This is a genomic window from Acinetobacter sp. AR_0276 (assembly GCF_003000705.1).
GTDB lineage: Bacteria > Pseudomonadota > Gammaproteobacteria > Pseudomonadales > Moraxellaceae > Acinetobacter > Acinetobacter nosocomialis.
The window spans coordinates 1,528,585-1,545,923 of sequence record NZ_PSQO01000004.1 but is presented as its reverse complement, the minus strand read 5'-3'; the positions used below and the strand labels follow the sequence as shown (position 1 = coordinate 1,545,923).

The following is a 17,339-nucleotide window of genomic DNA, read 5'->3' as shown; positions in this document are numbered from 1 at the left end:
TTTTAAAACTTGATGAGATTAAAGTATGAAAAAACTACTCAGTTTAAGTGCATTAGTATTAGTAACTACATTAACAGGGTGTGCAGTTAATTTACCTTATAACAATCGTCTAAACTATACGTCTATTTCAGAATTATCTGCTCTTCCGAAAGTGCAAGATACGGTGTATATCAAATGGAATCCTGATACTTTCCCTCAACGTATTGATATTCAAGGTTCGGATGGTTTTGTAGGAGGCGGTACTAGAACACGTATTCCTACAGGCGTAGCTCTATCGAGTCGTATAGAAGAAGCGATTGCTCAGATAGCAAAACTATCATCAAATGGAAGTCCATTAACAATTACGGTCGAAAAAGCCAGATCTGGCTTTGAATACACTGCTGGTATTTTAAATAGGGCACCAGCCATAGACGTAGCTGATGTAACTCTAGTTGCTACCTTTGAATATAAGGGGCAGAAATGGACAAATACATTTAACTCTAAGCTAAAAGATCCAAAAATGGGCGGCTCATCTCAAACAGGTTTGTTAGATAAAGCATGGGATGATATTGCTGTACAAGTCGCTAAGGATGTTTCTAAACATTTAGCTAATAACTAAACTTTTAATTTTTATTAAAAATAAAAAAAGACCTAAATCAAAACGATTTAGGTCTTTTTGAATTCTGGCGGTGAGAGAGGGATTCGAACCCTCGATACGCGCAAACGTATACACACTTTCCAGGCGTGCTCCTTCAGCCACTCGGACACCTCACCAAGGCGTGCGATAGTAACTAAAAAATTAGGTTCTGCCAAGATTTAAGACGAGCATTACAGAAAAAAAATAATAGAGGTGATAAGATTGCGCTAAAAATCATATTGGTTTAATTACACAATGCAAAATACGGCCAAAAAAGCGACCTTGCCTGCCACGGCTTTGGCAGCTCTTGGGGTGGTCTTTGGAGACATCGGAACAAGTCCGCTCTATGCCTTGAAAGAGTCCTTCCATGCTGCCCATGGTTTGGGAATTCAGCCTGAAAACGTATTAGGAATTTTATCCATTATTTTTTGGTGCTTAATGCTGATTATCAGCATCAAGTATGTCGCCATTGTCATGCGTGCAGATAACAATGGGGAAGGCGGTATTATGGCCTTACTCGCATTGAATTTGCGTAAAGCAAAAATTGCCGACAACAAAAAAATCTACATGATTGCGATTGGTTTTATTGGGGCATCACTGTTCTTTGGTGACGGTATTATTACCCCAGCCATTTCGGTATTGTCTGCGGTCGAAGGGTTGTCTATTGCAACCAACGTTTTTGACCCGTTCATTATGCCTATTGCGATTGCCATTATTGTGACGCTGTTTTTAGTTCAAAAACATGGTACGGCCTTTGTAGGTAAGTTTTTTGGTCCAATTACGCTTGTGTGGTTTATCTCTTTAGGTGCATTAGGCCTTCATAGCGTCATTCAAACACCGATTGTACTCGGCATGTTTAGTCCACATTGGGCAATTCAGTTTATCTACCATCATCCAGTCATGACGTTTTTTGTGATGGGTGCTGTGGTATTAACAGTGACAGGTGGTGAAGCACTCTATGCCGACATGGGGCATTTTGGACCTGTTCCGATTCGTCTTGCGTGGTTCTTTGTGGTGTTGCCATGCTTGGTTTTAAACTATGCAGGACAAGGCGCATTGTTACTTCGTGACCCTGCGGCAATTGAAAACCCGTTCTATTTACTGGTGCCACAGTGGGCACTTTACCCAATGATTATTATGGCGACCATGGCAACAGTGATTGCCTCTCAAGCTGTAATTTCTGGGGTGTTCTCTCTTGCTCGCCAAGCGATTCAATTGGGTTATTTACCGCGTTTAAGTATTAAACATACTTCTGAGTCTGAAGAAGGTCAGATCTATGTGCCGTTCTTAAACTGGTTACTTTTAATCGCAATTATTATCTTAATTCTGATTTTCAAAACCAGCTCAAACTTGGCAAGTGCTTATGGTTTAGCAGTGACCTTAACCATGTTGTGTGACACGATTTTGGTTTCCATCTTTATCTACTCAGCGTGGAAATGGAGCTGGCCAAAAGTGGTGTTACTGATTATTCCATTCTTTATTTTAGAGTCGGTTTTAGTCGCAGCAACTTCACTTAAAGTGTTGTCAGGCGGTTGGGTGCCATTACTCATTGGTGGTATTGCAGTCACTATCTTGATGACATGGAAACGTGGCCGTGAGCTTACTTTTGCTAAGCTTGAACACGATACTTTGTCGCTCGATTTGTTTGTAAAAAGTATTGGTAATAGCGTGCACTGGGTACCGGGTGATGCCGTGTTTATGACAGGTACGCCAAACGTTGTACCGCATGCCATGCTACATAACATTAAGCACAACAAAGTACTGCATCAGCGTAATATCTTGGTCACTGTGGTGATTGAAGATGTACCTTTTGTTGCACCAGAAGAGCGTATTACAACAGAAGCTTTAGCTGAACATTTCTACCGTATTAAAATTTTCTACGGCTTTAAAGATGAAATGAATGTACCGAAAGCACTTATGCAAGCTTATGAGCAGTTAGGTCTTGAATATGACTTAATGCATATCAGCTTCTTTATTTCGCGCGATCGTATTGTTCACTCGGTGGGTGATGGTATGTCGCCGTGGAGAGAAAAACTGTTTATTTCGATGCAACGTAATACCAGTCCGGTGAGTGACTTCTATCAAATTCCAACCAACCGTGTGGTGGAGTTAGGTAGTCAAATCGAAATATAGAAATTTGATGTAATAAAAAACCAAGACGTAAGTCTTGGTTTTTTTATGGCTCTGATTATTGAGCTTGTGGCATAGGTGCATCTGCTGGCAATGCACCATCTTTTGCCATTGGGTCTGCTGACTGGTTAGGGTTAGCCGGTGGTGGCGGTGTATTTGGGTCTTGTGGTGCTGGAGCAGCCATTTCACCGCCCGCAGGAGGTGCTGGTGGTACATCTGCAGGAGGAGCCGGCGGTACATCGGCTGGAATAGGAGCACCTGTAGGAGCAGCACCTGTTGGGGCAGCAGAAACAGGTTGTACTTGACCACTTTTAACTAAATCACTAATAGAGCCAGGTTGGCCATTGACGGTTGTAGTCACTTTTACTTTAGATAAACTTTCTAAAGTCTCACCGGGTTGGACCGCAGGTTCAGCTAAGGCTGCCATACTGCACAGTCCAGCAATTACGCCAATACCAATAATCTTTGAATGGATCATTAAATGGACTCCGTTTATATTTTTATCCAAATTTGTGGAGCTAACCATGTCATAAGCGATTGGTCGTTTTCAATGAAAGATACGCAATTAACCCAATTCAATAGTGAAAGTTCCTCACAAGGCCAACAAACTGTTACCGAACAAGAAATAGAGTTACAAAAAAGATGACCATGTTTTAACCATTTGAAAGTTAAGCGATATACTTAAAAAAGCAGGATTGTTAAGCTGCATATGGACAGTGGTATTGATAGAAACATGGCAAGTAAAAAACGTAGTACAGGTACAAATTCATTCTCTCTAAGTCAGCATTTTGGCAAGATTATTCTTGCTTGTGTTGCTGCTGGAAGTTTTGCAATTGCTTTTGGAAGTGAAAAGATTTCACAGTGGTTTTCGCCCTTAAGTACCAACTCGACTTGTCTCAATCAGTTTTATCGCGAAATTCCTCCTGCTTTAAATAAAGAAAGTTTAAAAAAAGACAGTTATCCGCTGTGCTTTAATGGCTTCAATGTTTTGTACTCGGGGATGTCTAAAACGCCGTTATGGTCAGCTGAATATCTTAGTCCTGAACGTTTAAGCACTAAAATTAAACGTGAAGATAATTTCCACGAAGAAACACGTGTTCCTGAGCGCCACCGTTCACTTTTAAGCGATTATCGTGGCTCAGGCTATGACCGTGGACATATGTCACCAAATGGCGATATGCCGACTAAGGACTCGCAGTTCGATAGTTTTTCGCTGAGTAACATGGTTCCACAGGCACCCAAAAATAATCAGGAAGTTTGGCGTAAGCTTGAAGATGCCACTCGTGCAGTGGTTACTAAGCAAAAGCAAGATGCATATGTTGTGACAGGACCAATCTTTGAAGGTCAACGACTCAAAACGATTGGACGTGGTGTTATTGTTCCAAGCGCAGTGTATAAGGCTGTGTATTATCCTAAAACAGGTGCAATTGGCGCTTACTATGCACCAAATAACAACTCGCAACAGGTTAAGGTTGTGAGTGTTTGTTATTTAGAGGAAAAGTTAGGAATTAACCTGTTTCCTCAGTTAACTGAACAACAAAAACGTAATGTTTATCGTCTGCCGTTAATATCGAGTCAAGTTAAGCCAAACCAGAAGTTAGACTATTTACACTGGGATGGAGAAAGCCAGTGTGAACAAGACTTAAGTGCAGATCAGATCCACGCATTACAAGACCAGTTTAAAAAGCAGAAAAGCACGTCTTCTGAGCCTATGGAATCTAAAGTTCCAAGTATTGATGAAGAAACCAGAAAAGCCATTGTGAAACAGCTAGTAGAAGCTTTGGTGAACTATTTCTTGCAAATCATCAAATAAATCGTTTGCAGGCATTGTTGTACAGTTCTTATTCAATACAATAAGATGAATATACAGATCTGTCTACTCATCTATTTATTCAAATAAGGACAATAACAATGTTTGCCTCGATGTTTCTTTTTTCTTTTGCGATGTCGATTACCCCGGGTCCCGTCAATACTGTTATTTTATCAACCAGCTTAAATCATGGTTTAAAAAGATCACTTCCCTATATTTCAGGTGCCACGATTGGTTTTACCTTGCTTTTAATATTTATGGCGTTTGGGCTGCAAAGTGTATTAACCCAATTTCCTGTTGTCTTAAAAATTCTTGCCATTTGTGGAACGCTATTTGTTTGTTATATCGGGATTAAAATTATTCTTTCTGCTGCCAATATTTCGATTTCAAATGTACCTGTAGAGCACATGCTTATTCCCAATTTTAAAGATGGGTTCTTACTACAATGGTTTAACCCAAAAGCGTGGTTGGCTTGTGTGTCGGGCATTACCATGTTTACTAGCATTGAAAACCCGCAGTCGTTGCCGATCTTTATTATTATTTATTTCTTCACCTGCTATGCATGCTTGTTCTTTTGGGGATTCTGTGGTGATAAATTTTCAGTGCTACTCAATCACGGCAACCGTTTGAAATATTTTAATATCTTGATGGGTGCTTTTTTAATTTTATCGGCACTTTTAATTTTGATTGATTTTTTATAGATTGGTCGTATTACACTATCAACATATAACAACGAGACAACACTTATGTTTAAGCCATTTGAAAAGGGTACAGAGTCTTCTTCAATTGAAGATTTAACATTAGAAAATGATGTCGATTGCGTGAGCATTTATGGCAATTTGCAAATTACTAAAGACAAAGTTGGGTTAGAGCAGGCAAAGGCACTACAGAGCTTTTTAAATGATGTGGTTGCAGCTTTGGAGAAAGAAGAATTGCCTGAGAAAATTGAACGTCCAGCTGAACAAGAAGTGAATAATCCGTTTTTATAATTTATACATTTTATGTGTGATGTTTAGCATAGTCATGTTGCCATACAGTCTTTAGTACCACGTTAGGTCTTATTGAGTTTGTATAGACATTTCTTACTTTTGAAAAACCAAAAGTAAGCAAAAGTCTTTGTTGATCAGAGGGTACTTCCGTGTACCCCTGCTCAACAGGTGACATCCATGTCACCCCACCGCGATAGCATATTAAGGCTATAGATATGAAGAATTAATCCTTGTCTCCAGCAACTACCTTATAAATAATTGCACCAATCACAGCACCTAAAATCGGCGCTACCCAGAACAACCACAGCTGACTTAAAGCACCAGTTTGAGCAAAGAATGCAACACCTGTACTACGTGCAGGGTTCACAGAAGTGTTTGTAACCGGAATACTGATTAAGTGAATAAGCGTTAATGCAAGACCAATCGCAATAGGTGCAAAACCAGCAGGCGCACGACCATGTGTTGATCCTAAAATAACAATCAAGAAGAACGCAGTAAGTACCACTTCAATAATAAAAGCAGAACCTAAACCAAATTTATTTGGCGATAAATCACCAAAACCATTGGTTGCAAACCCGCCCACACCAGTAAAGCCAGCTTGACCTTGAGCGATAATATAAAGAACAAATGCAGCAGCAGTCGCACCAACCACTTGCGCAACAATATATGGAATTAAATCTTTAACATCGAAACGGCCACCGACCCAAAGACCGACACTGACCGCGGGGTTAAAATGTCCACCAGAGATATGCCCTAGAGCATAAGCACCAGTGAGTACGGTTAAACCAAAGGCAAGGGCTACACCTGCAAAGCCAATACCAAGTTCAGGGAAAGCTGCGGCTAACACTGCGCTACCACAACCACCAAAGACTAGCCAAAACGTACCTAGGAATTCAGCAAAATATTTATTCATTGTGATTACTCATCTATTGATCTATTTTTTAATTAATGTGAAATATGTCACAAAAAATTAAGCATGTGACTATATGAAATTTTTGTTTTCAGTGTTGTTTTAATCAAGAAAAGATTTGTAAGTTTTGGTAGGTTATTCTTTGTCTAAAAATTGATCTCTCCATTGTTGCGGTGTTTGATTGGTCCAATGCTTAAATGCTCTTTGAAATGCGCTTTGTTCTGAATAACACAGCAAAAGTGCAATCTCTTGTAGGCTTAAATGCGGATCTTTTAAATACTCGGTTGCGAGCATAAAGCGTACTTGCTGAACACGTTCCTGAAAGGTGGTGTTCTGCTGTTGTAAATGCCGTTGAAGTTGCCGAACAGACAAGCCTAATTGCTTGGCAATATATTCAATTTGGTACTGATTTTTTTGTAAGCCAGTCAAAATTGAATGCTGTAAACGTTGATCAAGTTGAGTTGAATTGGGTAACTGTTCTAAAAGTGCTTGTGCTTGCTGAACCAATAGCTGCTGTAGAGTGTGGTCAGCGCTGCTAAGCGGTTTATGAATTTCAGTAATTGGAATAAGTAACTCTGTACGGGGCTGACTAAAACGAACAGGGCATTGAAAGTACTGCTCGTAAACCCTGATATTTTTAGGGGCAGCATTTAAGAAACGTACTTCATGTAAATGTACATCTTCATGAGACATAAAAAGACGTAAGAATTGAATCACCAGTGCAATCGCGATTTCATCGGTAAGTTGAGTCGGGTGTAGCTCAGTCGCTTCCCAGCGAATAGAGCCATATTGACCTAGTAACTCGACTACTAAAGGACTTCCGTCATAAATTAGGCGGTGAAAGTCATGATAGCGAATTAAAGCTTCACCTAAGTTATCGCAAGAGAGAGCAAGGTAGGCAATAATTCCTAAGTGTTTGGGTTGCACGTATTTAGCAATTTCTAGCCCTAAACCCGGCTTCGGGTTGAGTTTATAAATGACTTCTAATAGATCACGCCAAACCACATAGTCAAAGCGTTCCAGATTTTGTATTTGTTCTAATTGTTCCGGAATAGCTAAGCCATTAGCTTCGCAATAAGCTTTTAATAGATGTCCCAGTCCTCCATATACCGAGCCTGTATAATTTTTTAGTTGTGGCATCCTTGACCACCTCTTTCTTGTCGTGATTTGTCAATGAAACCATAAATTCTGGTCAATACCTAGCATAGCGAATTTTATATTCTAAATAAAAAGAAAAAGGAGTAAGGCGATGCTAAAAGGGTTTATTGCAGGAATTGCAGTTGCGAATGCATTTGAATGGGTGGCGCATAAATATATTTTGCATGGTGTACACCGTGCTGGACAACCGCGGTATAGCCCAGTACCAAGAAGCATGGAGTCCCATTGGGCACACCATCGTGAAGTCCGTAAACAACAATTTCATGATGATTGCTATGTTGAAGGTGTTAGTAACTGGCGTACTAAAAATGAGTTAATTTCACTTGCTGTGGTGGCAACCGTTTCAAGTGCAATGTTTTACCCATTTTCAAAAGGAATGGCGCTTGCAGCTTGGTATAGTGCAGGAAATTATTACTATATTCATCGCCGTGCACATTTAGAACCCGAGTGGGCAAAGCGTAAAATTCCGTGGCATTACGACCACCACATGAACTCGAACCAAGACGCCAACTGGTGCGTGACCAAACCTTGGTTTGATTATGTGATGGGTACACGCGTGGTATCTTCGGCAGACCTAAAAGAACAAAACCCTTTGGGGATAAGGTTACCTACTATGCTTGCTAGACCACTCTCTCAAGCTGTAGAAAAAATTTTCCCTGCAAAATGGGTCGAGAAAAAAGAAAAGCCTCAACTCGTTAGTGATATCAATATGGTCGATGGCGCTGCATAAAAAAATAAAGGGGCATATTGCCCCTTTAAATATAAATAAGCTTACAAGCGCATTTCGATGCCTTGTTCAGCTAAATATTGTTTAGCTTCTGGAATCGTATATTGGCCAAAGTGGAAAATACTTGCTGCCAATACTGCATCGGCACCACCTTGTAAAATACCGTCTGCAAGGTGTTGTAAGTTACCCACACCGCCTGAGGCAATCGTTGGAATAGTCACGCGGTCATTAATGGCACGCATTAAAGCAATATCGTAACCTGCTTTAGTGCCGTCGGCGTCCATACTGGTAATGAGTAACTCACCCGCACCGTAGTCAGCCATTTTTACAGCCCATTCAATCGCATCAATACCCGCTGGTTTACGGCCACCGTGAGTAAAGATTTCCCATTTGTTGTCGCCAGTTTTTTTGGCATCGATCGCAACCACAATACATTGCGCGCCAAAATGCTGAGAAGCTTCTTGAACAAATTCCGGATTAAATACGGCAGCCGAGTTAATACTCACTTTGTCTGCACCTGCATTTAATAACGCACGAATATCTTCAACCTTACGTACTCCACCACCGACAGTTAAGGGCACAAATACAGTCTCGGCCATACGTTCAACAGTACGGTAAGTGGTATCGCGGCCATGATGTGTAGCGGTAATGTCTAAGAAAGTAATTTCGTCTGCACCTTGTTCGTTATAGCGACGTGCCACTTCAACAGGGTCGCCTGCATCACGAATATCGAGGAATTGAACGCCTTTAACTACGCGTCCGTTATCAACGTCTAGGCAAGGAATAATACGTTTAGCAAGCATAGCTTTTTCCAAAAATAATCGCCGTTGGTGAAAGTTCCTACACAGGCGCTACACCTTCATGGAGGGAACGGGTATTCTATCAAACTTCACAGATGTTTTTTGCAGGTTTTCCATGTCGGTTTATACCCCGTTGAGTTTAGATGAAGTTCGCACCTTTGCTGCACCTTATGGATTAGAGGTGTTGGAGCTGAACCCAATTCAGGGAGGTATTCAAAACACCAATTATTTTCTGGTTGATGTAAACCGCAAACAATATGTACTCACCGTATTTGAAGAGTTAGATGCACAAGGTGCAGGCGAACTTATTCCTGTACTTGAGCAATTAGGTACTCATGATGTACCCGTTGCCGTGCCATTAAAGCATAGCGGCCAAGCGGTTCACTTTATTGCGGGTAAACCTGCACAAATTGCACCACGTTTAATGGGTCACCATCCCATGCAAACTACAGTAGCCCAAGTTGCGGCAATTGCAGATGCACAGGCGAAGCTACATGTAGCTTTACAAGATTTTCCGCTTGAGCGTGAATATCGACGCGATCATCAATACTGGACAGGCGTTGCAGAGCAGCTTAAGCCAAATATGTCTCAAGATGACCAAGCTTTACTTGAGCAGGTTTATCAAGCTTTCAATGCGAAAACAGCACAGTACTCAAATCGACCTACAGGTTTTATCCATTCAGATTTGTTCCGCGACAATACATTGTTTGAAGGTGATCAATTACAAGGTATTTTAGACTTTTACGAGTTAAATCAAGATGAATTGCTGTTTGATATTGCGATTACCATCAATGATTTTTGTACCGAATATCCAGCAGCGCATTTAAACTCAGACAAAGTGGCAGCTTACTTAGCGGCATACCAAAAGATTCGTGTGCTTACTTCAGATGAAATTGAGTGTTTAGATGTATTCTTAGCAATGGCAGCATGCCGTTTCTGGTCAATGCGCTTGCAAGTTGCTCAAAAAAATAAAGAAGAAGGACGTACTGGCGACGACATTTTGCAAAAAGATCCGCAAGAAATGCGAGCAATGATGCAAGACCGTTTAAGTCATGTAAAAGCATAAAAGGAATAAAGATGCGAGATCAGGGGCGATTAGTCGAATGGTTCGACGAAAAAGGTTATGGCTTTATTCAGCCAGATGATGCTGAAAAAGAGCGAGTCTTTTTGCATATCAAAGATTTTGCACGCCCCGGTCCTCGGCCAATTATTGGCTGTGCACTGGAATATCTGGTCATTTTGGATGAACGAGGCCGTTTTCGTGCCCAGCAAGTCACCTATTTAAAAGCATCTCAAACTCGTAAAGCTTCTAAGTCAACAAAAACAGAATCTTCATTTCAAGCAAAACCATGGTCTGCTATGCAAATGGGGATCGTATTTTATTTTGTTTTAATGGGCATTATGAGCTTTATCCATGTTCTGCCAGCTTATACTTTATTGTTTATCTTAATGATGAATGTCTTAAGTTATTGGCTATATTCACAAGATAAAGAGGCTGCACAACTAGGCAATCGCCGTGTTCCTGAACAGACTTTGCACATTGTAAGTTTTTTAGGAGGCTGGCCAGCTGCGTGGTGGGCACAACAAAAACTGAGACATAAAACACAAAAACAACCATTTCGTAAGATTTATTTTTGTACCATATTCTTTCATTTACTTTTGATTTTGTGGCTAATTTCTCCTTTAAACGTTTTGCGGGGATCATAAAAGTAAATTGTTTTATTACACTTGAGAGGTATAAAAATGAATAGTTCTATCGACCAAGATCCAAATCGTACTTTAACACTTATTTTGTATGTACTTTATATTGTTGCCATTTTTACGGGCGGCTTACTTGCGATTATTGCTTTAATTATTAACTACGTAAAACGTTCCGATGTACAAGGTTCAATTTTTGCGAGCCACTTTACATGGCAAATCAGAACATTCTGGTGGTATTTGGCTTGGAATATTATTGCCTTTTTGCCGTTTATTTTCTTGTTCTTTACAGGCGAAAATACCGATCTATTTGCAGGCGTTGCGATCTCTTCAACCGTATTCTGTGTAGGTGTCATTGCCGCGGCATGGATCTGGATTGTATATCGTGCCATTCGCGGCTTGATTGCGTTAAATGATAACCGCCCGATGTACCAACCTTAATAAATAAAAAAGAGAGCGTTAAGCTCTCTTTTTTATTCTCGAATTCTTTTAGTTTTTTTAATGGGTAACTTAAGTTTTAACTCACTGACTAAAACACCTAACACCACTAAAGCACCGCCAAAAAGGGCAATCAGTGGTAAACGCTCACCTGCGATTCGGCCAATAACCCCAGCCCAAACAGGTTCTCCTGCATAAATAATCGCGGCACGTGAAGGGTCAACCATACGCTGAGCCCAGTTCATCACAAATTGAATCAGTGCACTTGCTAAACCTAATGTAACAGCAAGGAGTACAAGCGGCCATGAAAATGCTGGAATTGTATGTTCACCCACCATAGGCATAATGGCAAAAGAAAGTAGAGACGCGACAGCGAGCTGAATAATGGTCACACGGCGCAAATTTACCTTTCCAGCAAAATAACTAATAAAAATAATTTCTAAAGCAATCGCAACTGAGCCAAGTACTGTTAAAAGCTGCCCAAAACTTAATGAAATTTGCTCAAAACCATTCCCTGTCAATAAAACAAGACCAGTAAAAGCTAGAGCTGCTCCCACCCAAGTCATGGCATGTGGTGTCTTTCTAAAGATGAGCCACATTAAAATAGGAACAAGCGGAACATAAAGCGCCGTTAAAAAAGCCGATTCACTACTCGGAATGGTTTGCAGGCCAATTGTTTGAGTTCCATAGCCGCCTACAATCACTAGACCAATCATACTACCAGCACCTAAGTCTTTTAACGTAACGCCTTTCATGCTTTTGAATGAAATAAGCAATAACGTTAGTGCTGCTACAGCAAAGCGGCAGCCTACAAAAAACATAGGCGATGTAAAATTCAGTGCATATTGCACTGTAAGAAATGTTCCGCCCCAAATCATAGTAATCAAAACGAGTGCTAACTGTGGGGCTTTGCTTGAACTCAAAGAAATTGGTGACATACTCAAAATTAGAATGAATTGTGCAATATACTGCACATATTGCGCTATTCTTCTGTTTTGTGCAATATATTGCTCAAATTTTCTTTACTACCTATTCTATGAGCCAGTCGAGTACCGTTTTACAGCACGTAGGCACAAATATTCGTTCATTAAGAGATGAGCGTGGTTTAAGCCAACAGGAATTGGCAGATCAGGCGGGTGTAAGTAGACGTACTATTGCTGCTTTAGAGACAGGACAAGTCAATATCAGCCTAGCTAAGCTCGATGCGATTGCGATAGTGTTGGGCGTAAACTTTAGAACGATTGTAAGTGCACCAGAGCATAAAGAACATGCCTTGGTTAATGTACTTGCTTGGCAAGGCGAAAAAGAAGAAAGCAAAGCAACTTTACTGGCTTCAGTTCCATCCCACAGCCAAGTTGAGCTTTGGACGTGGTCATTGGCAGTAGGGGAGTCTTATATTGCTGAAGCAGACCCAGAAGGGTGGCAAGAGCTTATTTATGTATTAGAAGGTGAGCTAACCATACAATTTGCAGATAGCACAAAAACCATAGCTGCCGGTTCTTCAATTATATATGCCAGTTCAGTAACTTACACTTATATTAATAGTGGTAATCAAGTGCTTAAATTTATTCGTAATGTGGTGTATTGATTCGGAATATATTTTCATATCAATAAATAAAAAAGAGCCTAAAGCGGCTCTTTTTTACATCTTAAAAATTAAAGACGATTTTCATCTAATAAAAGCTGAGCTTCACGAAGGTTTAAAGTACCTTCATAAATTGCGCGGCCTGTAATCGCACCTAAAATGCCTGGCTTGCCTTTTAAGTTACGAACATCATCAAGGTTCGTTACCCCACCTGAAGCAATCACTGGTAAACCTGAGTATTGAGCCAAGTTGACAGTTTGCTCAACGTTTACACCTTGCATCATGCCGTCGCGCGCAATATCGGTATAAACAATGCTAGATACGCCAGCATCTGCAAAACGTTTTGCTAAATCAGTTGCTTTTACGTCGGTAACATTTGCCCAACCGTCAGTTGCAACCATACCATTCATGGCATCAATACCAACAATGATGTGACCTGCAAAGCGTTTACAAGCTTCTTCTACAAATTCTGGCTCTTGAACTGCTTTAGTCCCGATAATGACAAAAGTCACGCCAGCTTCTAAGTAGTGTTCAATTGTTTCTAATGAGCGAATACCACCACCAATTTGAATTGGTAACTCTGGCTGAGCTTTAGCAATTGCTTCAACAACAGGTTTATGGATAGGCGTACCTGCGAAAGCACCATTCAAATCGACCAAATGCAAACGACGTGCGCCTTCATTTACCCAATGCTGGGCAGTTGCAACCGGATCGTCAGAGAAAACGGTATCGTCTTCCATACGCCCTTGTTTTAAACGCACACATTTACCATCTTTCAGGTCAATTGCTGGAATGATTAGCATGCTTTCGCTCCTTGCTTCATCATGTTTATGAAATTGTGCACATCTTAGCAAAGTATTGATCAATCGCTAAGCCTTAGAAAAGACTTTTATAACTTTACGCATGAAGTGCGGTTTGAATCGTTTGTGAAATGTGAGCCGGTAATAGGTTTTGTTTACGCAGCTCTAAAAATACTAGTAAGGCAGCATACGCATCGGCAGCGGCATAACTGATTTGTTGTGATGTAAGTGGCTTCTGTGCCCAATTTGATGTTCCGATTTTTTTTGACTTTGCAAGATATTGTCCAAATAGTAGTGCTACAGCTTTTTGTACACCCATTTGGTGTTTAAAACCAAAGTGATTAAAGCCTTTAGCAAGGTCGACACAACTTTCCAGCTCTATGCCTTTTTTATGAAAAATGTGTTTATCATTTTTAAGACCAAAGCCGACTTTAAGTTGTTTTTGGTTCGATAAAATAGGTTGTAAAAATTTTAAAGTCGATGAATTTACATGAAATAAATAGGCTTTATGTTCAGTGGCAAGTTGAATTAAGTGTGGACCTGTCGAGACTTCGCCCACTCGAAATGTCGGTTTAGATTCGGAATCAAATCCTAAAAAGATCGCTGCTTTTAATTCTTCTTCAATCGTTTTGCATTGCTCAATATTTTCAATCACCACAATATTTTGGTGGTTAAGATTTTTAAAAGATGGAAGCTGCTGAATAGAGGCTTTATCAAGGAGGGACGGGGCTTCGGACATATTTAACAGCGTACAAATAAATTGAGCTATTCCCTTTATATATGAATAAAGCCTAGAGAACTAGGCTTTACGAAACTTTAAAAAATTATTGAGACTGAGATGGGGACCCAATGATAACGCTTTCGCTTTTTTCAACATAGCCTTCATAGGTAGGAGCCATGATTGTGGCAACAATAGCAAAAATGACTGCAAGCGGAATAAGTGCAATATAAATCCAGCCTAAAACACGTTCCCAAGTTGGTGTTGGACGCTTCGGTCCATAATCATTAGGGCCTTCAGTTCCTTTTGCATAAAATAAATAAACGGCAAGGCCAATGTTCACGACAGGTACGAGCATGAGTAAAGATAACCAACCTGTATTATTACGGTCATGCAAACGGCGAATAGTAAATACGAAGCTAATATAAATACCAACGATATAGAGAATGGCAATAGCGATGATGCCCGGCGCAGTAAAACCTGGGGTGCCCTCATTTTGTGTAAGACCGAAAGTAAAAATAATAAGTAGAACAGCAGCAGCGAGGGTTAACGTAAATAGGAAGGTCCAAGCAGCATAAGAGAGCCGTCCAAAACGTCCATTTGCCTTAAAGGGCGAATCTTGCTGAAGTGGCTGATTTTCAAAAGGTGAATTCATTGTGTTTATCCTGTTCATTTGATTTTATTTAAAAGTATGAATATTCAATATTTTGTTGAATAAAATATCATTCTATAAATGATTGCTTGTTATTATAAATAAAAAAAAAGATCAGGCCATCTAGACCTGATCTGTTTAAAACTTTTGTGAAATTAAATATTCCATTCCACAAAGTTTTTAAGTAACTGTAAACCTGCAGTGTGACTTTTCTCTGGGTGGAATTGAGTCGCAAATAAATTATCTTTGTGAATTGCCGTACAGAAGTTCACGCCGTATTCACATGTTGCAGCTACAAGATTTTCATCTTTAGGTTCAACATAATAGCTGTGTACAAAGTAGAAGCGAGCATCTTGATCAATGTTGTTCCACATTGGATGGCTTGGGTCCATTTGGTGAACTTGGTTCCAGCCCATGTGTGGGACTTTTAAGCCTTCCATTTGAGGAAAGTGTTTAACAACACCTTCAAAAATACCTAAGGCATCTACACCGCCATTTTCTTCAGAGCTTTGTAGAAGCGCTTGCATGCCTACACAGATTGCAAGAACTGGCTTATTAAAAGCAGCGTTGCGTACGACTTCATCAATACCTGCTTCACGCATGCCTTGCATACAATCACGCATTGCCCCAACACCCGGGAAAACAATTTTGTCGGCTTGTGCAATTAATTTTGGGTCGTTAGTTACATCGACTGTAGCACCTACATGCTCAAGTGCTTTAGCAGCTGAGTGTAGATTGCCCATGCCATAATCAAGTAACGCGATACGTGTCATTAGAGGCTACCTTTTGTCGATGCAATCGTGTTTTCAGCACGTGAATCAATTTCACATGCCATACGCAAAGCACGCGCTAGTGCTTTAAATACACTCTCGATTTGATGGTGGCTATTTTTACCTTTCAAGTTATCAATATGTAAGGTCATAAGGGCGTGGTTTACGAAACCTTGGAAAAACTCGGAAAATAAATCCACATCAAATGTACCGATACGTGCGCGAGTAAATGGAATATCCATAAATAAACCCGGACGACCAGATAAATCTACAACGACACGAGATAAAGCTTCATCTAATGGTGCATAAAAATGACCATAACGGCGTAACCCTTTTTTATCGCCTAAAGCTTGTGCAAAAGCCTGTCCAAGCGTGATACCGCAGTCTTCTACGGTATGATGATCGTCAATCTCTAAGTCTCCATCACAATGAATATCGATATCAAATAAGCCATGTCGCTTGATTTGATCAATCATATGGTCTAAAAATGGAACTCCGGTGTTTAGTGTGCCTTGACCAGTACCATCGAGATTTAAACGAACTCGAATTTTGGTTTCATTGGTATTTCTAACCACTTCACTGATACGTTGCGTCATGGACACGTTCCTCAAAAAACGTCAAAAATGATTGGATGTTAACGACAATTTCGCTGTGACGAATTCGTGACAGCATCATAGTTTGCTCAGGAGGGTTAATCAATGCCTATTACCGTACATGCTTATAGTTCTCTAGATAATTCAGAGATCCGCGATCAGCTTGAGCGACTGTATGACACAAGTCCGGAGTTTGGTGATGGGCACGATGCGATTGAACAACTTGAACAAGATTTACAGCAGTATACCACGCTATACACTGCCGAATTTAACACCAAAATTATAGGTGCAATCTGGTGTTCAGGACAAGGTGAAAGCAAGGTACTTGAATATATTGTGGTGCATCCTGCTAACCGTGGTCGTGGGGTAGCTGAGCGCTTGGTAGAAGAAGCTTGTCGTATAGAAGAATCAAAAGGCGTTAAAATTTTTGAGCCAGGCTGTGGTGCCATTCATCGCTGCTTAGCGCATATTGGTAAATTACATAGCTAAAATCCTATTTTTACTGTACTTGTGATTTAAAATTAAACACTTGTTACAAAAAATACGGAAGTTGCTTGACGTCTTCTTATAAACATTGTTTAATACGCCCACTTCGGCGTGATAGCTCAGTAGGTAGAGCAACGGATTGAAAATCCGTGTGTCCCCAGTTCGATCCTGGGTCTCGCCACCATTATTTGTGTTTTCAATCCCTGATCCCATCAGGGATTTTTTTTAAGTATAAAAAATACTCATTTAAATCAGAAACTCAGGATAATTGTTGACTATTGTTCTGAGATGCGGCTTAATACAGGCCATCGGCGTGATAGCTCAGTAGGTAGAGCAACGGATTGAAAATCCGTGTGTCCCCAGTTCGATCCTGGGTCTCGCCACCATATTCAAAAAAGCCCCATACTTTAAAGTATGGGGCTTTTTTCATGCCTATTTATTTAATAAAAAATATTAAGA

At 40.3% G+C, this 17,339-nt stretch carries 21 protein-coding genes and 3 tRNA genes; 13 read left to right on the top strand and 11 right to left on the bottom strand.

Annotated elements, in window-relative coordinates:
* The first annotated feature begins 25 nt into the window (after positions 1-25).
* The gene (locus tag CSB87_RS08230) at positions 26-598 is read left to right on the top strand and encodes a hypothetical protein (protein WP_031953484.1); all 573 of its coding nucleotides are present in this window, start codon (positions 26-28) and stop codon (positions 596-598) included.
* 65 nt (positions 599-663) lie between these two features.
* On the opposite strand, the gene CSB87_RS08225 is transcribed toward CSB87_RS08230, so the two are convergent.
* A tRNA-Ser gene (locus CSB87_RS08225) sits at positions 664-753 on the bottom strand.
* A gap of 118 nt (positions 754-871) precedes the next feature.
* Between CSB87_RS08225 and CSB87_RS08220 the strand changes: the two genes are divergently transcribed.
* The gene (locus CSB87_RS08220) at positions 872-2,749 is read left to right on the top strand and encodes a potassium transporter Kup (RefSeq protein ID WP_006581027.1); all 1,878 of its coding nucleotides are present in this window, start codon (positions 872-874) and stop codon (positions 2,747-2,749) included.
* Positions 2,750-2,804: 55 nt separating this feature from the next.
* On the opposite strand, the gene CSB87_RS08215 is transcribed toward CSB87_RS08220, so the two are convergent.
* The gene (locus CSB87_RS08215; RefSeq protein WP_006582510.1) at positions 2,805-3,224 is read right to left on the bottom strand and encodes a hypothetical protein; all 420 of its coding nucleotides are present in this window, start codon (positions 3,222-3,224) and stop codon (positions 2,805-2,807) included.
* A 255-nt stretch (positions 3,225-3,479) separates the two neighbouring features.
* Between CSB87_RS08215 and CSB87_RS08210 the strand changes: the two genes are divergently transcribed.
* The 3 genes from CSB87_RS08210 (at position 3,480) to CSB87_RS08200 (ending at position 5,545) form a co-directional block, all read left to right on the top strand.
* A complete protein-coding gene (locus tag CSB87_RS08210) occupies positions 3,480-4,559 on the top strand; it encodes a DNA/RNA non-specific endonuclease (RefSeq protein WP_031953453.1) in 1,080 nt (359 codons plus the stop codon).
* A gap of 98 nt (positions 4,560-4,657) precedes the next feature.
* Entirely contained in the window at positions 4,658-5,257 is a 600-nt protein-coding gene (locus tag CSB87_RS08205; RefSeq protein ID WP_031953452.1) for a LysE family translocator, read from the top strand.
* A gap of 45 nt (positions 5,258-5,302) precedes the next feature.
* Entirely contained in the window at positions 5,303-5,545 is a 243-nt protein-coding gene (locus tag CSB87_RS08200; protein ID WP_000476056.1) for a hypothetical protein, read from the top strand.
* Between the two features lie 223 nt (positions 5,546-5,768).
* Here CSB87_RS08200 and aqpZ read toward each other — a convergent pair whose 3' ends face one another.
* Together aqpZ and CSB87_RS08190 are read right to left on the bottom strand one after the other, a co-directional pair.
* Positions 5,769-6,458, bottom strand: a complete 690-nt coding sequence (gene aqpZ, locus CSB87_RS08195) for an aquaporin Z (RefSeq protein WP_002052229.1) — start codon at positions 6,456-6,458, stop codon at positions 5,769-5,771.
* 132 nt (positions 6,459-6,590) lie between these two features.
* Complete coding sequence (locus CSB87_RS08190; RefSeq protein WP_031953451.1) at positions 6,591-7,595, bottom strand: AraC family transcriptional regulator; 1,005 nt, start codon at positions 7,593-7,595, stop codon at positions 6,591-6,593.
* 109 nt (positions 7,596-7,704) lie between these two features.
* Between CSB87_RS08190 and CSB87_RS08185 the strand changes: the two genes are divergently transcribed.
* Positions 7,705-8,343, top strand: coding sequence for a hypothetical protein (locus CSB87_RS08185; protein ID WP_031953450.1), 639 nt, complete (start codon positions 7,705-7,707; stop codon positions 8,341-8,343).
* A 41-nt stretch (positions 8,344-8,384) separates the two neighbouring features.
* Here the strand turns inward: CSB87_RS08185 and hisF are convergent, their stop codons facing one another.
* Complete coding sequence (gene hisF, locus CSB87_RS08180; RefSeq protein ID WP_106105060.1) at positions 8,385-9,143, bottom strand: imidazole glycerol phosphate synthase subunit HisF; 759 nt, start codon at positions 9,141-9,143, stop codon at positions 8,385-8,387.
* A gap of 112 nt (positions 9,144-9,255) precedes the next feature.
* Between hisF and CSB87_RS08175 the strand changes: the two genes are divergently transcribed.
* Genes CSB87_RS08175 through CSB87_RS08165 form a run of 3 tightly spaced genes read left to right on the top strand, consistent with a single transcriptional unit; the run spans position 9,256 to position 11,279 of the window.
* Entirely contained in the window at positions 9,256-10,206 is a 951-nt protein-coding gene (locus CSB87_RS08175; protein ID WP_031953449.1) for a homoserine kinase, read from the top strand.
* Positions 10,207-10,217: 11 nt separating this feature from the next.
* On the top strand, positions 10,218-10,847 hold the full coding sequence (locus CSB87_RS08170) for a DUF1294 domain-containing protein (protein ID WP_002052224.1): 630 nt from the start codon (positions 10,218-10,220) through the stop codon (positions 10,845-10,847).
* Between the two features lie 36 nt (positions 10,848-10,883).
* A complete protein-coding gene (locus tag CSB87_RS08165; RefSeq protein ID WP_001088855.1) occupies positions 10,884-11,279 on the top strand; it encodes a DUF4870 family protein in 396 nt (131 codons plus the stop codon).
* Between the two features lie 32 nt (positions 11,280-11,311).
* Here CSB87_RS08165 and CSB87_RS08160 read toward each other — a convergent pair whose 3' ends face one another.
* Positions 11,312-12,214 (bottom strand): DMT family transporter, encoded by a 903-nt coding sequence (locus CSB87_RS08160; protein WP_031953447.1) that lies wholly within the window; start codon positions 12,212-12,214, stop codon positions 11,312-11,314.
* 98 nt (positions 12,215-12,312) lie between these two features.
* Here CSB87_RS08160 and CSB87_RS08155 point away from each other — a divergent pair, with 98 nt between their 5' ends.
* Complete coding sequence (locus tag CSB87_RS08155) at positions 12,313-12,864, top strand: helix-turn-helix domain-containing protein (protein WP_022576018.1); 552 nt, start codon at positions 12,313-12,315, stop codon at positions 12,862-12,864.
* 68 nt (positions 12,865-12,932) lie between these two features.
* On the opposite strand, the gene hisA is transcribed toward CSB87_RS08155, so the two are convergent.
* From hisA to hisB, 5 genes are all read right to left on the bottom strand, one after another.
* Positions 12,933-13,664 (bottom strand): 1-(5-phosphoribosyl)-5-[(5-phosphoribosylamino)methylideneamino]imidazole-4-carboxamide isomerase, encoded by a 732-nt coding sequence (gene hisA / locus CSB87_RS08150; RefSeq protein ID WP_002052186.1) that lies wholly within the window; start codon positions 13,662-13,664, stop codon positions 12,933-12,935.
* Positions 13,665-13,758: 94 nt separating this feature from the next.
* Positions 13,759-14,400, bottom strand: a complete 642-nt coding sequence (locus CSB87_RS08145; protein ID WP_006582521.1) for a 3'-5' exonuclease — start codon at positions 14,398-14,400, stop codon at positions 13,759-13,761.
* 85 nt (positions 14,401-14,485) lie between these two features.
* Positions 14,486-15,034 carry a DUF805 domain-containing protein gene (locus tag CSB87_RS08140; protein WP_106105059.1) on the bottom strand — a complete coding sequence of 183 codons (549 nt, stop codon included), beginning with the start codon at positions 15,032-15,034 and terminating at the stop codon, positions 14,486-14,488.
* 152 nt (positions 15,035-15,186) lie between these two features.
* Entirely contained in the window at positions 15,187-15,804 is a 618-nt protein-coding gene (gene hisH, locus CSB87_RS08135) for an imidazole glycerol phosphate synthase subunit HisH (RefSeq protein ID WP_002052198.1), read from the bottom strand.
* Positions 15,804-16,397 (bottom strand): imidazoleglycerol-phosphate dehydratase HisB, encoded by a 594-nt coding sequence (hisB, locus tag CSB87_RS08130; protein ID WP_006582523.1) that lies wholly within the window; start codon positions 16,395-16,397, stop codon positions 15,804-15,806. The genes hisH and hisB overlap by 1 nt, the downstream gene beginning before the upstream one ends.
* A gap of 102 nt (positions 16,398-16,499) precedes the next feature.
* Here hisB and CSB87_RS08125 point away from each other — a divergent pair, with 102 nt between their 5' ends.
* From CSB87_RS08125 to CSB87_RS08115, 3 genes are all read left to right on the top strand, one after another.
* Positions 16,500-16,883 carry a GNAT family N-acetyltransferase gene (locus CSB87_RS08125; protein ID WP_002052206.1) on the top strand — a complete coding sequence of 128 codons (384 nt, stop codon included), beginning with the start codon at positions 16,500-16,502 and terminating at the stop codon, positions 16,881-16,883.
* 105 nt (positions 16,884-16,988) lie between these two features.
* Positions 16,989-17,064, top strand: a tRNA-Phe gene (locus CSB87_RS08120).
* A gap of 126 nt (positions 17,065-17,190) precedes the next feature.
* Positions 17,191-17,266: transfer RNA gene (locus tag CSB87_RS08115), tRNA-Phe, on the top strand.
* The last annotated feature ends 73 nt before the right edge of the window (positions 17,267-17,339 follow it).

Bases quoted from the DNA above. Each gene is read 5' to 3' on its own strand.
- CSB87_RS08230 (WP_031953484.1), top strand. From the start codon at position 26: ATGAAAAAACTACTCAGTTTAAGTGCATTAGTATTAGTAACTACATTA.
- CSB87_RS08220 (WP_006581027.1), top strand. From the start codon at position 872: ATGCAAAATACGGCCAAAAAAGCGACCTTGCCTGCCACGGCTTTGGCA.
- CSB87_RS08215 (WP_006582510.1), bottom strand. From the start codon at position 3,224: ATGATCCATTCAAAGATTATTGGTATTGGCGTAATTGCTGGACTGTGC.
- CSB87_RS08210 (WP_031953453.1), top strand. From the start codon at position 3,480: ATGGCAAGTAAAAAACGTAGTACAGGTACAAATTCATTCTCTCTAAGT.
- CSB87_RS08205 (WP_031953452.1), top strand. From the start codon at position 4,658: ATGTTTGCCTCGATGTTTCTTTTTTCTTTTGCGATGTCGATTACCCCG.
- CSB87_RS08200 (WP_000476056.1), top strand. From the start codon at position 5,303: ATGTTTAAGCCATTTGAAAAGGGTACAGAGTCTTCTTCAATTGAAGAT.
- aqpZ (WP_002052229.1), bottom strand. From the start codon at position 6,458: ATGAATAAATATTTTGCTGAATTCCTAGGTACGTTTTGGCTAGTCTTT.
- CSB87_RS08190 (WP_031953451.1), bottom strand. From the start codon at position 7,595: ATGCCACAACTAAAAAATTATACAGGCTCGGTATATGGAGGACTGGGA.
- CSB87_RS08185 (WP_031953450.1), top strand. From the start codon at position 7,705: ATGCTAAAAGGGTTTATTGCAGGAATTGCAGTTGCGAATGCATTTGAA.
- hisF (WP_106105060.1), bottom strand. From the start codon at position 9,143: ATGCTTGCTAAACGTATTATTCCTTGCCTAGACGTTGATAACGGACGC.
- CSB87_RS08175 (WP_031953449.1), top strand. From the start codon at position 9,256: ATGTCGGTTTATACCCCGTTGAGTTTAGATGAAGTTCGCACCTTTGCT.
- CSB87_RS08170 (WP_002052224.1), top strand. From the start codon at position 10,218: ATGCGAGATCAGGGGCGATTAGTCGAATGGTTCGACGAAAAAGGTTAT.
- CSB87_RS08165 (WP_001088855.1), top strand. From the start codon at position 10,884: ATGAATAGTTCTATCGACCAAGATCCAAATCGTACTTTAACACTTATT.
- CSB87_RS08160 (WP_031953447.1), bottom strand. From the start codon at position 12,214: ATGTCACCAATTTCTTTGAGTTCAAGCAAAGCCCCACAGTTAGCACTC.
- CSB87_RS08155 (WP_022576018.1), top strand. From the start codon at position 12,313: ATGAGCCAGTCGAGTACCGTTTTACAGCACGTAGGCACAAATATTCGT.
- hisA (WP_002052186.1), bottom strand. From the start codon at position 13,664: ATGCTAATCATTCCAGCAATTGACCTGAAAGATGGTAAATGTGTGCGT.
- CSB87_RS08145 (WP_006582521.1), bottom strand. From the start codon at position 14,400: ATGTCCGAAGCCCCGTCCCTCCTTGATAAAGCCTCTATTCAGCAGCTT.
- CSB87_RS08140 (WP_106105059.1), bottom strand. From the start codon at position 15,034: ATGAATTCACCTTTTGAAAATCAGCCACTTCAGCAAGATTCGCCCTTT.
- hisH (WP_002052198.1), bottom strand. From the start codon at position 15,804: ATGACACGTATCGCGTTACTTGATTATGGCATGGGCAATCTACACTCA.
- hisB (WP_006582523.1), bottom strand. From the start codon at position 16,397: ATGACGCAACGTATCAGTGAAGTGGTTAGAAATACCAATGAAACCAAA.
- CSB87_RS08125 (WP_002052206.1), top strand. From the start codon at position 16,500: ATGCCTATTACCGTACATGCTTATAGTTCTCTAGATAATTCAGAGATC.